Genomic DNA, 13,593 nt, shown 5'->3' with positions numbered 1-13,593 from the left:
TCCCGCGGACCGAGTCTATCGCCCGCGCCGCCGCCCGTTCGGCACCTAGGAAACCGGTACGACCCGCCGTTGCCGCTGGTCGGCGCGCGCCTCGACCACCACGTAGTCGTCGAGGTCGACCGTACGCAGCTGATGGACGTACTGACTGGCGAAGCCCGGATACATCGTCGCGTTGAAGCCGTCCTCGGTGAGATACCAACTGCGGCATCCCGAGTTCCAGGTGGTGGCGGTGAGCCTGCGCTGGATGTCGGCGTTGTATTGGTCCTGACGGTCCCGCCGCACGTCGAGTATCCGCAGATCCCGGGCCAGAATCGTGCCGATCGCGCTGACCAGGTAGTCGATCTGGGCTTCCAGGTACACCAGCGCCGAGTTGTGCCCCGGTCCGGAATTGGGTCCGAACGTCAGGAACAGGTTGGGATATCCGGAGACCGCGACGCTCTTGTAGGCATACGCGCCGCGCGCCCACTCCTCGGCGAGGATGCGCCCGTCGAGCCCGGCCACCGGAATGGGTGTCCCGGTCTTGGATACGTCGAACCCGGTCGCGAAGACGATGCAATCGGCTTGGTGCTCAATGCCTTCCGCGGTGCGAATACCCTGCTCGGAGATTCGGGCGATGGGCCAGGTGATCAGTTTGCAGTTGTCGTGTTGCAGCGCGGGGTAGTAGTCGTCGGTCATCAGCAGGCGCTTGCAGCCCGCCCGGAAGTCCGGGGTGAGCTGACGGCGCAGCCAGGGGTCCTTGACCTGCCTGCGCAGCTGCGCCTTGCCGACCAGCTCGACCACTCTGGTCAGCGGCGTATTCCAGACCACGCCCAGCGCGACCGACTCGTGCCCGTAGTACCACGCGCGCCGCGCCAGCTGTTCGGCCGCGGGCACTCGGCGGTAGAACTCCTTGGTGAGGACGGCGGTCCGCCGGTTGATCCGCGGTAGCACCCAGCCGGGCGTGCGCTGGAACACCTTCACCGAGGCGGCCTTCTCGACCAGCTCCGGAATGATCTGGACCGCGCTGGCCCCGGTGCCGACCACCGCGACCCGCTTGCGGGTGAAGTCGTAGTCGTGATCCCATCGGGCGCTGTGGATCTTGTGACCCCGGTAGGTCTCGATGCCGCGAATATCCACGAGACCGGCGTTGGCCAGCGGCCCCGATGCCAGCACTATCGTGCGCGCCAGAACCGGGTGCGCGTGCCCTTCGACGGCGATCTCCCAAACTCCGGCCCGCTCGTCGAACACGATGCCCGTGACGTTGTGCCGGAGCCGGACATGCGGACCGAGCCGGAACTCGGCGGCCATCGCCTCGATATAGCCGAGGATCTCGGCGCTGCCGGAGTAAGTGTGCGACCAATTCGGATTCGGCGCGAAACTGTAGGAATACAGCCGCGACGGAATGTCGCACGCCGCACCGGGATAGGTGTTGTCGCGCCAGGTTCCACCGACGGCGGTGCCCCGTTCGAAGATCGCGAAATCGTGGATTCCGTGCTGCTTCAGGCGGATGGCCGTGCCGATCCCGGCGAACCCGCCGCCGATCACGGCGACGTCGAGGGTGTGCGTGCTCATCGGTTCCCTTGTCATGCGGCGGGCTCGTAGGTCAGTTCCTTCGACCAGGTGGGGTCCTTGCGCAGCAGGGCCTTCGGCACCAAGCCGGTGATCTTCACCAGCGCGTCGGCAACCAGGTGGTACGGGTGGTCGCGGTTGATCACCCAGCCTCCGTGCAGCTTGACGATCTGGTACATCGGGAGCCTGCGGGCGAATTCGCTGCGCTCGCCGACGTTCGCATACCGCTCGAGCGCCTTGTAGAGCTTCTGTTCGTCGACGCCCATCGCGACGATGTTGTCGCGCATCTTGTTCAGCAGCGGCACGTAGCTGAGCACGCCGAGGATCAGCGAGGGCTTGGCCCAGCCGCCGACCAGGTCGATGAGCAACTTGCGCATCTGCGCGTGCCCGAGCAGATCCATCACCGCGAAATCGACGGCCAGATGCCGGGATTCGTCGGAATTGATCTTCCGGAACGCCGCCTGGCAGACCGGGTCGTCGATCTCGTCCATGACGAACTTGATCAGCGCCCCGTCCAGCGCCACCTCGAGCATCGGGATCACGGTGCCGAGGAACGACAGGGACATGTCGTCGGAGTACTTGTCCAGGAAGTCGATCACCAGCTTGACGTTCACGTTCGGCTGCGGGATCTCGTCGCCGTCGAGCATGCCCCATCGGCGCATCAGCGCCAGCTCGGCATTGGCGTGTTTCTGCTCCTCGGCGTGGAAGTAGCGATAGATTTCGCGCAGCGTTTCGGTCGGCGCCTTTTTGGCCATCGCCGCGAAGCCGCGCGCGCCCACGTTCTCGATCCACATCAGGTCGGCCATGAACGGCTTCAGTCTGGCATGCAGTTCGGGCGTGATCGTCTCGGCGCCGGGTGCGTCCCAGTCGATGTCGGCCAGCGCCCACTGGCGGTCCTTGATCTTGCGGAGCATGTCGTCGAAGTCCATCGCGATGGCCATGTCAGACCCCTGTCTTGTCGGTGACCGGCGCGCTGCCGGTGCTGGTCGAGTCGGCCTGGGGCAGCAGCCGGTCCAGCAGCCCGAGGACGTAGGTGTACCGAGCGGGGAAGTGCCGCTTGAGCAGCCAGACGATGTGCGCGTCCAGCTGCGGGAGGACATAGAGGTGCCCGCGGTCGTGCGCATCCAGCGCGGTGCGCGCGACGCGCTCGGGAGAGAAGCCGGTCCAGCGCATCAGGAAGTCGGCCAGCTGCGCGGATTCCTTGGTGATCCGGCCGTCGCGGGCGACGTTCGTCCGCACGAACGTCGGGCACAGGACGGTGACCGCGACGCCGCTGCCGCTCAGTTCGGCAGCCATGGTCTCCGATAGCGACAGCACACCGGCCTTCGATACGTTGTAGGCGGCCATCGAGGGCGCCGCGGCGAATCCGGCGGCCGAAGCGACGTTGATGATGCCGCCGCGCCCGACGGCGCGCAGCCGCGGCGCGAAGATCTCGCAGCCGTGCACGACACCCCACAGATTGATCTCCAGCGCCCACTGCCAGTCATCGAATCCGATGCGGCCCACCGGCTTTCCGCCGATACCTACGCCCGCGTTGTTGATCACCAAGCTGACCGGGCGCTGGAAAAGCGTGTCGGCGAAGCGGGCGAGCAGCTCCACGTCCTCGCGCCGCGCCACATCGCAGCGGAAGGCGTGCGCTGCGCCGGGGTGCGTGCCTTTGATCAGGGCAACTGTCTCGTCGGCGCGTGCCTCGTCGATGTCGGCGCAGATCACCTGGCCGCCGCGGGCCGCGATCTTCAGGGCGAACGCCCGGCCGATGCCGCTGCCCGCGCCGGTGACCACGGCTCGCGCGCCGTGCGTGCGGCCCGACCTGCCCAAGGTCGTCAACCGGTCCAATCCGAACATCTCAACTCACCTTCTCGGTAGCGGTAGCCACCAGCGCCGCGCGCAGGAAGTCGGCGGCGCGGGCGAGGGCGTGGTCGGCCTCGGGCACCACCATCGGGAGGGCTTGGAAGACGTGCAGCTGCCCCCGCCAGAGCTCCAGCTCGCAGCTGCAAACGGGGCCGCCGATGGCCATCAGTGTGGCGATGAGCCGGCGGGCGAACCAGACGCCGGGGCCGTTCATCGGAATCGCGCAGTTCAGCGGTCGCAGCCCGAGACGGGCCGCCGCGGCGGTCACGGTGGCGCGCGGGGAGGGCGCGAGGGGAACGCCGGGGACCGAGGTCCTCGTTGACCTTGTCATGCGCTCAGAATCAGCTATGAATGTGCCAGTTGTCAATGGCACATTCATTGAAGGCTGATCAAGGGTGCAGGTCCGCGCCACGCGCTCGTCGGTGACGTGCGGCTGAGCAATAGCGGCGCTACCGATGGAGGCGCACCGGAAATCGAGCGGATGCCGCGTTCCGTGACCGGCTGCGCACTGACGACGACAGGGCGTACTACGAGTGGACCAAACCGGAACCCCGCGTGCTGGAAATTCGTCCAGCACTACGCCGAACGCCGAGAGCGACGTCGTCGAGGAATCCTCAGCCCGGCTCTGCCTGGCCGAATGCCGGGTCACCGCAGCTGATTCCGGGTTCCGGCCTCTTGTGCACCGGTGGGACTCGCTGCGATCCCGACATTTTCATGCTCAGTAGCCGCGCCCGCGATCGATCGGTGCCAGGAGCGGGCGTCCGGTGATGAACCGCAGGACGTTCGCGCCGACGTGATCGGCGAATGCGGCCAACCGCAGCTGCGGCGGATTCGAATCATGTGGCGTGACAATGGCATTCGGCAGCACCCAGAGCGGATGGCCGTCCGGGAGCGGTTCCGGATCGGTGACGTCGAGCCCGGCGCCGCCGATCGCGCCCGAGGCCAGCGCCGCCACCAACGCGTCGGTGTCGATGAGACTGCCGCGGGCGACGTTGATGATCCAGGACGACGGCTTGAGCCGGGCGAGCTCGTCCGCGCCGATGAGATGCCGGGTGGCCGGCGTCGCGGGCGCGGCGATGACCACGTGATCGGTGCGCGGCAAGATCCGGCCGAGATGGTCGGCGGAGATCGTTTCGACGGTCTCCGGGATACCGGGCCCGGCGACCGGATGCCCGCTGCGGTTCACCGCGATGACGTGCGCGCCGAGCGGAATCAGCATCGGGATCAGCGCGCGTCCGATGCCGCCCGCGCCGACGATGGTCACCGTCTTGCCGCGCAGCGTACCGACGTGCGGAAAGAAGTCCTGCTGACGCCAGCCCGCCGCGCGCAGGTGCTCGGGCAGATAGCGGACACCCGCGAGCAGCAACATGAGCGCGTGCTCGGCCACGCTGGCCGAGAAAGCGCCTGCGGCGGAGGTGAATCGGATGTCGGGATGCTTGGCGAAGATGCCCGCGGTGAACCAGTCCTCGATGCCTGCCGCGGGCAGCTGCACCCATTCCACGCCAGCGGGCAGCTCGTCCGGGAACTCGCCGGGGCCGCCCACCCAGATCAGCCCACGCGCCTCGTCGAGGTCGCAGATCATGGCGCCCGCCTCCAGCACCGCCTTCTCCACCAGCGTGGGGGGAGGTTCGGTCGGGCAGATGGCGATCGGTACTGCTGCCGGTCGGCTCATGGATGGACCTCCTTCGGTGCAGTACGACGTGGTCGTGCGGCGGTGAACAGCGGTCGGACGCGCCGCTGCGACCGTAGCATCGTGGCGTTGGCGGCGGAGTGTCGCGTCCGTCCGGCGCGGCGCTAGCTCTCGTCCTGATCGGACTGTTCGTCCAGCTCCGCGTCCACCTTGTCCCGTTCCGCCCACTCCAGCAGCCGATCCAAGTGGAACACCGCGTCGTCGATGCCCGCGTGCAGGTCGCCGAACTCGGCGAAGCGGGCTGGGACGGTGGAGATGGTGAAGTCGCGTGGATCGATATCGGGAATCTCGTCCCAGCGCACCGGGGTGGAGACCGTTGCGGCGGGAACACCGCGCACCGAGTAGGCGGCGGCGATCGTGTGGTCGCGCGCGTTCTGGTTGTAGTCGACGAACAGCAACTTCGGGTCGCGGTCGCGCCGCCACCACGTGGTGGTCACGTCATCGGGCGCGCGGCGCTCGACCTCGTGGGCGAAAGCGAGCGCCGCGCGGCGCACGTCCTGGAATCCCCAGTTCGGGGCGATCCGGACGTATACGTGCAGTCCGCTGCCGCCGGAGGTTTTCGGCCAGCCGACGGCGCCGAGCTCGTCGAGCAGCTCGTGGACGACGCCCGCCACGCGCTGCACCCGTGACCATGGGCAGTCCGGCATCGGGTCGAGGTCGATGCGCCACTCGTCGGGACGCTCGGTGTCGGCGGCGCGGGAGTTCCACGGATGGAACTCGACGGTCGACATCTGCACCGCCCAGATGACATCCGCGAGCTTCTCGACGCAGAGCTCGTCGGCATGCCTGCCGTAGCGCGGGAAGTACACCCGCACAGTGGGAACCCAGTCCGGCGCGCCCGCGGGCAGTCGCTTCTGGTGCACCTTGTCACCGGCCAGTCCCTTGGGAAACCGGTGCAGCATGCAGGGCCGGTCGCGCAGCGCGTTGACGATGCCGTCCCCGACGCTCAGGTAGTACTGCACCAAGTCGAGCTTGGTCGCGCCGGTCTCCGGGAAGTAGACCCGGTCCGGGTTGGAGATGCGAATCGTGTGGTCGCCGACCTCGAGTTCGATCGCCGACGCAGCGGATTTGCCGGCCACGCATCCGACCTTAACGGGCGCAGCCCGACGAAGTCCGTCTCGAGCCCGCGTCGAGCGGAGCGAAGTCCGAGGCAGCCACAGGCGCGGTCGGACATAGTCCTTTCGCCGCGTCGGGCCGGGCGACGTCTGCGGTGGCCGCATGACGCAGCCGGGCGCAGTCCGTCCCGCCGCCCAACGGATGCCCCGGACAGGTTCCGGGTGGTGCATCGTTCTGGTATGCATACGGGTATGAGCAAGGCGACACGCGTGACCGTCACGCTGGATCCCCAGGTGGCCGAATGGGCCAGGGAGGCCGCCGATCGCCAGAGCCGCAGCTTGTCCTCGGTGATCAACGCGGCGCTGCGCAGCACACTCGTGCACGACAGCCTGAGCGCGCTGATCATCGACGAGGAGGCCGAACAGGCCGCCGCCTACGACGACTTGGCCCTCACCCAGGCCGCCGAAGACGACGCCAGTGGCGCGGCATGAGCATCAGGCCAGGAAGCGGCGGCTTGCGTAACCATGGAGGGCCCGCTCATGCCGAGGGAGGCAACGCATGAGACGCGGTGAGATCTGGCGCTACGCCCCGACCCTCAGCGACGGCACGCCGTTCCCGCGGCGCATGACGGTCGTGCTGATATCCGATTCGGCGGTGATCACCTCGCGTTACCCGTGGCTGCACGTGGTCCCTTTGCGCGATGCCGACCCCGGTCACGTCCTGGCCACCAAGACCGACCACGGCTGGGCCGACACCCTCGAACTACACCGCGCCTACCGCCCCTGGCTCAGCGAATACGTCGGCGTGCTGAGCTCAGCCGAGACGGAATCCCTCGACGCCCGACTGCGGGCGACGCTCAGCCTTTGACGGCAGCCACTGGTGTGTACGGGTCGGCCGAAGCTCGACGGATTCGCCGGCGGGCCTGCACTTTCGCAGTGGTGCATCCGGACCTGAATGCCTTTGCGGCCGAGCGGGAGTGCGGCCAGGCGCGGCTGTTCGGCGCGATTTGTCGATGAAGCTTCGGAGAAGTCGCCCGGCTGCGGTGCGATGCCACCGCAACCCTGCCGCCGCTACGTCGGCGTGGCCAGCGCGAACGGCAGGACGGCGTCGGCTCCGGCCGCGCGCAGTGCGTGGGCGGCGACGGTGAACGTCCATCCGGTGTCGGTGGTGGCGTTCACCAGCAGGATCGGGCCCGGTACGGCGGTGAGGTCGGGGAGTTCCCATGAGTCGAACAGTCCTGCGACGCGATGCGCGGAGTTCGCGGCCGAGACCGGCGGCCGGTCCGGGCGGGTGTGCAGCGTGCCGAGGTCGCGCAGGCGGCCGATCTCGGCGAGCCGGGCGGCGAGGCTGGCGGTGAGCACGGGATGGCGTGCGGATTCCAGTGCGAGCACCGATGCGGGGCGGGTTGCCCAATCCCATTCGCGCAGAACGGCGATGCAGGCGTCGAAGACCGCGTCGGGGACGGGGGTGTCCGGGCCGTCGAGCAGTGTTCGCAGGCGTTGCCCCCAGCCGAGGTCGGTCAGTCTGCCGAGCACGCGACCGGTCTCGGCGCCGCGGGTGATCTTGCCGGACAACGGGATTTCGAGTTTCGCCATTCCGGTGGGCCACTGTTTGCGCGGGGCGAGGTCTATGCCGGGGCGGTCGAGACGGGCTCTGGTCGCGGCGACGGCGTCGGCGGTCACGGTGCGATCGGGGCGGGTGCCGGTGCAGTTGTCGCAGCGGCCGCAGCCGGGCGCATCCGCGGGCAGTCCCGGGTCATCGAGCTGGCGGCGCAGGAACTCCATCCGGCAGTCGGAGGTCGACTCGTAGTCGATCATGGCTTGCTGTTCGGCCTCGCGGGCGACGGACAGGCGCTCGTAGCGTTCGGTGTCATAGGTCCAGGGCTGGCCGGTGGCGATCCAGCCGCCGCGCACTCGGCGCACGGCCCCATCCACGTCGAGCACTTTCAGCACCATCTCCAGCCGGGAGCGGTTCAGCTCCACCAGCGGTTCCAGCGCCGCGGTGGACAGTGCCCGGTCGGACTCGAGCGCGTCGAGCACCGCCCGGACGATGTGCTCGCGGGGGAAGGCGACCGAGGCGAAGTAGCTCCAGATTCGCGCGTCCTCGGGGCCGGGGAGCAGGACCACCTCGGCGCGGTCGGTGCCGCGCCCGGCCCGACCCACCTGCTGGTAGTACGCGATGGGGGAGGAAGGCGCGCCCAGGTGCACCACGAACCCGAGATCGGGCTTGTCGAAGCCCATGCCCAGCGCGGAGGTGGCGATGAGTGCCTTCACCTCGTTGTTCAGCAGCGCGGCCTCCAGCACCTCGCGTTCGGCGGGGTCGGTCTGGCCGGTGTAGGCGGCGACGGTGTGGCCGTGTGAGTTCAGCAGGTCGGCCAGATCGTGCGCGCCGGCGACGGTGAGGGTGTAGACGATGCCGGAGCCCGGCAGCCGGTGCAGCTGACCGCTGAGCCATGCGCTGCGTTCCACGGCGTCGTCGAAGCGGATCACCGACAAGTGCAGCGACTCGCGATCCAGCGTGCCGCGCAGCACCAGGGTGTCGGTGCCGATCTGGGTGGCGACGTCGGTGACCACCCGGTCGTTGGCGGTCGCGGTGGTGGCGAGCACGGGCACGTCGGAGCCGAGATCGGCGATCAAGGTCCGGATGCGGCGGTAGTCCGGCCGGAAGTCGTGACCCCAGTCCGATACGCAATGCGCTTCATCGATCACCACGAGGCCCGCGTCCGCCGCGAGCTCGGGCAGCACCTGGTCCCGGAAATCCGGGTTGTTCAGCCGCTCCGGACTCACCAGCAGCACGTCGACCGCGCTCGCGGCGACCTGCGCGTGGATCTCATCCCATTCGGTGACGTTGCCCGAGTTGATGGTGGCGGCGACCACCCCAGCGCGCTGCGCGGCGGCCACTTGGTTGCGCATCAGCGCGAGCAGCGGCGAGACGATCACCGTCGGCCCGCGACCGGCCCTGCGCAGCAATTTGGCGGCGATGAAGTACACCGCGGACTTGCCCCAGCCCGTGCGCTGCACGACCAGCGCCCTGCGCCGCCGCACGACCAGGGCCTCGATGGCGGTCCATTGGTCCTCCCGCAGCCGCGCCGCAGGCCCAGCCAATTCGCGCAACAGTTGCTCGGCATGCATGCGCAGGTCCGGGGCGCTGAGGTCGATCGAGACATCGGTCGCCGTCGTCATGCGGACCATCGTGCCCGAGGCCACCGACACACCACGCGCCGCCCGCCGCCGAGCTCATTCAGGCTCGCATTTTCCCGGCCCGTCCATACGGCCATCGGGCAGCCAGTGGATTTCCGATCGGGCCGGTAACGCGCCTTCCGGCCGCTGTCGACGGTGGACGTGGAGCTGCCCCATGTGTGCGGTTCACGCAGTACGTGGCGCGGACGCGTGACAACGTCGGCCGTCGACGACGACCGATGCGAGACCGTGCTCAGGCGGGTCGCGCGGTCGTTGCCGCAAGCTCGACCAGTCGAGCTCGGACCAGGTCCGGCCGTTCCTCGCCGATGAAGTGGCCGCAGTTCTCGACAAGTTCCAGGCGGTAGTCGTCGGCATGCGCGGTCTGTTCGGCGGCGAGCGAGGGATGGATCGCGGCGTCCTCGACGCCGAACAGGGTGCGGATGGGTACGGTTGCGCGGCGTTGTTCGCCGCCCCTGGCCGACCGAGGGACTTCGCGTAGCAGGAAAGTGCGGTAGGTGTCGGTCGCGGTGGCGGCGCAGATCGGGTCGCGGAAGCGGTCGGCGTATGCGTGGATCACCTCGGGTCCGAACTCCGCACGGTTGCGTACGGCACCGGCGAAGATGAGTTGTTCCAGGAAGCGGGTGCGCTGGTGCAGGTACCTGCCGAAGGCCGCGATCGGCGGCTGATAGACCAGGAACCGCCACGCGTGCGGGAGGATACTGCGCGGCGTCTGCCAGGGGTGGGCGATGTTCAGCGCCAGGAGCGCGTCGAATCGTTCCGGTGCCCGCAACACGAGCAGGTGGGCGATGTAGCCGCCCCAGTCGTGCCCGACCAGCAGGACGCGGTCGAGGCCGAGCGCGTCCAGCAGGGCGAGCAGGTCGGAGGCGACATCCTCCTTGGCCCACCGATGCGGCGCGGGGCCGGACCAGCCGTATCCGGGCAGGTCCGGCGCTATGATCCGCAGTCCGTCCGGCGGATCGGCGAGCAGGTGGCGGTATGCGTAATGATGCTGTGGCCAGCCGTGTAGCGCGAGCACGGGGCGTCCGCCCGCCGGGCCCGCCTCCGTGACGTGGAAGCGGACGCCGCGCGCGGTGACGAACGAGCGCCGCACACCGGGTATCTCCGGTGGACCGGTCGCCGGGTCCGGCTCCGGAGCGGGGGAGAAGAACGATGGCCGCCAGGGCATATCCGATGGTACCGAGGAGACCGCCACAGAATCCAGACCGGCAGGTCCGATTCGTGGTCCGTGGCGCATCCGCCGCGAAATCACTTCCGGCGACGGACAATAGGGCGGACAGAATCCCGAGCCCGGGGAACCGCGCAGGAGGCAGTCATGTCGAGCCACTACCAGCCAACCGCGGGGTGGTCCCCGCCGGGCGCCCAGTTCCGCACCAGCAACAACATCGCCCGCACCCTGGTCGGCACGGTGGTCTGCCTGGTGGTGACGCCGATCGGAATCGGCTTGGCCGCCAGCGGCAGCCTGGACACCAGGCAGTGGGTGATCCTCGGCAGCGCGGGGGATCGGTGGGGCTCCAACGCGCAGATCATCGGGGGCGCGCTGCTGTTGTTCCTGGTCGCGGTGCTTGCCGCGTATTCGCCCGCGGGCACCGTGATCGCCGGTCTGGTCTGGGGTCTGCTGCCGGGCGCGATGCAGATCTTCTCTCCCGACGACACCTGGCGCCTGATCGAGCAGTCACCGGCACTGTCGCCGGAACTGCGCCTGGCCGTGCACAATTGGGTGCTCAACGGCCTGGCCCTGATGCTCGGGCTGATCCTGATCGGGGCGGGCCTCGCCGCCACTTTGCGGCGGCGCTGAACACGGGAATCCGCGCCGGGCGACCGCAATTCGCCCGGCGCGAAGCTACGCGACGGTCACCCCTTGACGCACAGCACCTGGTGCAGCGTCGCCACGATGTCGACAAGGTCGCGCTGGGCCGCGATGATCTCGTCGATGTCCTTGTACGCGGCCGGGATCTCGTCCACCACGCCCGCGTCCTTGCGTGATTCGACGCCCTCGGTCTGGGCGATGAGATCGGCGACGGTGAACTGCCGCTTGGCCGCGTTGCGGCTCATCCGCCGTCCGGCACCGTGCGAGGCCGACTGGAACGAGGCCGGATTACCCTTGCCGCGCACCACATACGACCGGGTACCCATCGAGCCCGGGATCAGTGCGAGATCGCCGTCGCCCGCGCGCACGGCGCCCTTGCGGGTCACCAGCATCGGCACGCCGTCGATGATCTCTTCCGCCACATAGTTGTGGTGACACGAAATCGGCTGTTCGAAACGCACTCCGCGATCGGCGAATTCGGCGCTGACCGCGCGGCAGACCAGGGCGAGCATGACCGCGCGGTTGCGCGCGGCGTACTCCTGCGCCCAGGTGAGGTCGCGCCGGTAGACCTCCATCTCCGGCGTGCCGGAGACGAAGACCGCCAGATCGCGGTCGGGCAGGTCGGCGTTGTGCGGCAGTGTTCGCGCGATCGTCATGTGTCGCTCGGCGAGTTCTTTGCCGATGTTGCGGCTGCCGGAGTGCAGCAGGATCCATACCCGGTCGTCCTGGTCCAGGCAGACCTCGATGAAGTGGTTGCCGCCGCCGAGCGTGCCCATCTGCTTGTGCGCCTTGGACTCTCGGGCCTGCACGTGATCGTCGAGGGTGCCGAAGGAACCCCAGAAGCGATCCCAGCCCGCCCGCAGCGTGGTGGTGCTGGCGCCGAGCCCGGCGACCTGGGTGCCGAGCCTGGTGACGTCGACCGCATGGTCGTGGGCCTGGAACCCGACCGGCACCGCCGCCTCGATCCGCGACCGCAGCGAGTGCAGGTTGTCGGGCAGGTCGGCCGCGGTGAGGTCGGTGCGCACGCTCTCCATGCCGCAACCGATGTCCACCCCGACCGCGGCGGGCGACACCGCGTCCTTCATGGCGATCACCGAGCCGACCGTGGCCCCCTTGCCGAGGTGCACGTCCGGCATCACGCGGACGCCGTGCACCCATTTCAGCGCGGCGATATTGCGCAGCTGCTGGAGCGCGGCCAGCTCGACCTCGTGCTCATGGGCCCACATCAGCGTCTGCGCCTTGGTGCCGCGCAGCTCGACGGGAAACATCGTCTCGATCCTTTCGCTGGTTCTCACCATCAACGGTAGGGACCGACAGCACCCGGCGCACCCGAATATCGACCGACCGCCAGGTTTGATTGTCAGGGGGTGAGACGGTCGAGCGGTGCCAGATACACGCGCTCGGCATTCCCGTGTGCAATGGCCGTGACCAGGGCTTCCGCGTCGGCTGCGGTGATCGCGTCGGCGGCGATCCACTCGTCCATCAGGGCGCCGAGCCCGCGCCGCCAGAGCAGGGCGCCCAGATAGTGCAGTTCCGGCAGTCCGTAGCCGTCCGACGAGTAGCACAGTGCCCGGAACGGGGCCAGCTCCAGTGTCTCGGCGAGTACGGCTCCGGCTCGATGCCCCACATACGGGATGGTGAGGCCGAGATCCACGTGGACGTGGTCGAAGAGGTGCGCGAGGTACGCGGCATGGCGATGGAACGGCCAACAGTGCAGCAGCATCACCGACAGCCCTGTGCCCGTGGTCCGGCGCAAGAAATCGGTGAGCAACAGCGGGTCGCTGTGCCGCAGGTGGAGGTCGGGGTCGCCGAATCCGGTGTGGAATTGCAAGGGGAGTCCGAGCTCGGCCCCGATCCGCGCGCCGAGACCGACCAGCCAGCCGAGCACATGCGGATCGGTGAGCCGGTGTTCGGGCGCGAAACTGGTCGGCGGGTGATCCCGAAATGGAAAATCCAAACCGCACCGATAGGCGACGGTCGTCTCGAGCCCGACGGCGGTGGCGGCACGCACGCGCAGCTCGGCTTCGATCCGGTCGTAGACGCCCGACACCGCGCCGACCTGCGCGATGACCTGTTCGGCGATCTCCTCCAGGCGCACGACCTCGTGCACGTCTCCCTCCGCCAGCGCGGCGAAATCCGCTGTTCCACCGCCGATTCCGGTATCCAGGAACCATCGGGTCACACCGGTCGCGCGGAGCAGCCGCGCGGCGACTTCGCCTCCCCCGAGCTGGGCGCGATGGCGGAGATAGACGTCCGGGCCGACGTGCGGGGGCAGGTCGAGCGCGGGCGCGCACCAGCGGCGCACCGCGAGCCCGATCGCGGAATCGAAACTGCCCCGGGCGCCTTGGCCGAGCAAACGCTCGAAGCCGGGCCGATCCAGCGTGCCGGCGTCGACGCCGTGACAGTGGTGGTCGGTCAGTGGCAGACCGTCGGTGAGCACG

Annotated in this window: 13 protein-coding genes; 3 read left to right on the top strand and 10 right to left on the bottom strand. The window is 68.8% G+C overall.

Features of this window, described 5'->3' with window-relative positions; all coding sequences use genetic code 11:
* Positions 1 to 45: 45 nt before the first annotated feature.
* The 6 genes from OHA40_RS08015 to ligD form a co-directional block, all read right to left on the bottom strand.
* A complete protein-coding gene (locus OHA40_RS08015; RefSeq protein ID WP_330232432.1) occupies positions 46 to 1,551 on the bottom strand; it encodes a flavin-containing monooxygenase in 1,506 nt (501 codons plus the stop codon).
* An 11-nt stretch (positions 1,552 to 1,562) separates the two neighbouring features.
* Positions 1,563 to 2,483: a ferritin-like domain-containing protein gene (locus tag OHA40_RS08010; protein ID WP_330234090.1), complete on the bottom strand. Its 921-nt coding sequence runs from the start codon at positions 2,481 to 2,483 to the stop codon at positions 1,563 to 1,565.
* Positions 2,484 to 2,490: 7 nt separating this feature from the next.
* The gene (locus tag OHA40_RS08005) at positions 2,491 to 3,393 is read right to left on the bottom strand and encodes an SDR family NAD(P)-dependent oxidoreductase (protein WP_330232431.1); all 903 of its coding nucleotides are present in this window, start codon (positions 3,391 to 3,393) and stop codon (positions 2,491 to 2,493) included.
* 1 nt (position 3,394) lies between these two features.
* On the bottom strand, positions 3,395 to 3,730 hold the full coding sequence (locus OHA40_RS08000; RefSeq protein WP_330232430.1) for a hypothetical protein: 336 nt from the start codon (positions 3,728 to 3,730) through the stop codon (positions 3,395 to 3,397).
* Between the two features lie 387 nt (positions 3,731 to 4,117).
* Positions 4,118 to 5,071: a D-isomer specific 2-hydroxyacid dehydrogenase family protein gene (locus tag OHA40_RS07995; RefSeq protein ID WP_330232429.1), complete on the bottom strand. Its 954-nt coding sequence runs from the start codon at positions 5,069 to 5,071 to the stop codon at positions 4,118 to 4,120.
* A 122-nt stretch (positions 5,072 to 5,193) separates the two neighbouring features.
* Positions 5,194 to 6,168: a non-homologous end-joining DNA ligase gene (gene ligD / locus OHA40_RS07990; RefSeq protein WP_330232428.1), complete on the bottom strand. Its 975-nt coding sequence runs from the start codon at positions 6,166 to 6,168 to the stop codon at positions 5,194 to 5,196.
* A 228-nt stretch (positions 6,169 to 6,396) separates the two neighbouring features.
* Here ligD and OHA40_RS07985 point away from each other — a divergent pair, with 228 nt between their 5' ends.
* Together OHA40_RS07985 and OHA40_RS07980 are read left to right on the top strand one after the other, a co-directional pair.
* Positions 6,397 to 6,636: a hypothetical protein gene (locus OHA40_RS07985; protein ID WP_330232427.1), complete on the top strand. Its 240-nt coding sequence runs from the start codon at positions 6,397 to 6,399 to the stop codon at positions 6,634 to 6,636.
* Between the two features lie 67 nt (positions 6,637 to 6,703).
* Complete coding sequence (locus tag OHA40_RS07980; protein ID WP_330232426.1) at positions 6,704 to 7,012, top strand: hypothetical protein; 309 nt, start codon at positions 6,704 to 6,706, stop codon at positions 7,010 to 7,012.
* 203 nt (positions 7,013 to 7,215) lie between these two features.
* Here OHA40_RS07980 and OHA40_RS07975 read toward each other — a convergent pair whose 3' ends face one another.
* Positions 7,216 to 9,327 (bottom strand): RecQ family ATP-dependent DNA helicase, encoded by a 2,112-nt coding sequence (locus tag OHA40_RS07975; protein WP_330232425.1) that lies wholly within the window; start codon positions 9,325 to 9,327, stop codon positions 7,216 to 7,218.
* A 250-nt stretch (positions 9,328 to 9,577) separates the two neighbouring features.
* A complete protein-coding gene (locus OHA40_RS07970) occupies positions 9,578 to 10,510 on the bottom strand; it encodes an alpha/beta fold hydrolase (protein ID WP_330232424.1) in 933 nt (310 codons plus the stop codon).
* A gap of 147 nt (positions 10,511 to 10,657) precedes the next feature.
* On the opposite strand from OHA40_RS07970, the gene OHA40_RS07965 reads away from it, so the two are divergent.
* Positions 10,658 to 11,140 (top strand): hypothetical protein, encoded by a 483-nt coding sequence (locus OHA40_RS07965; RefSeq protein WP_330232423.1) that lies wholly within the window; start codon positions 10,658 to 10,660, stop codon positions 11,138 to 11,140.
* 56 nt (positions 11,141 to 11,196) lie between these two features.
* Here the strand turns inward: OHA40_RS07965 and OHA40_RS07960 are convergent, their stop codons facing one another.
* Both OHA40_RS07960 and OHA40_RS07955 read right to left on the bottom strand, forming a co-directional pair.
* The gene (locus OHA40_RS07960) at positions 11,197 to 12,420 is read right to left on the bottom strand and encodes an RtcB family protein (RefSeq protein WP_330232422.1); all 1,224 of its coding nucleotides are present in this window, start codon (positions 12,418 to 12,420) and stop codon (positions 11,197 to 11,199) included.
* A 92-nt stretch (positions 12,421 to 12,512) separates the two neighbouring features.
* The gene (locus OHA40_RS07955; protein WP_330232421.1) at positions 12,513 to 13,592 is read right to left on the bottom strand and encodes an amidohydrolase family protein; all 1,080 of its coding nucleotides are present in this window, start codon (positions 13,590 to 13,592) and stop codon (positions 12,513 to 12,515) included.
* Position 13,593: the final 1 nt, after the last annotated feature.

It is taken from the genome of Nocardia sp. NBC_00508 (assembly GCF_036346875.1).
Classification (GTDB): domain Bacteria; phylum Actinomycetota; class Actinomycetes; order Mycobacteriales; family Mycobacteriaceae; genus Nocardia.
The sequence above is the reverse complement of the archived record's forward strand: the minus strand, read 5'-3'. Positions and strand labels throughout refer to the sequence as shown.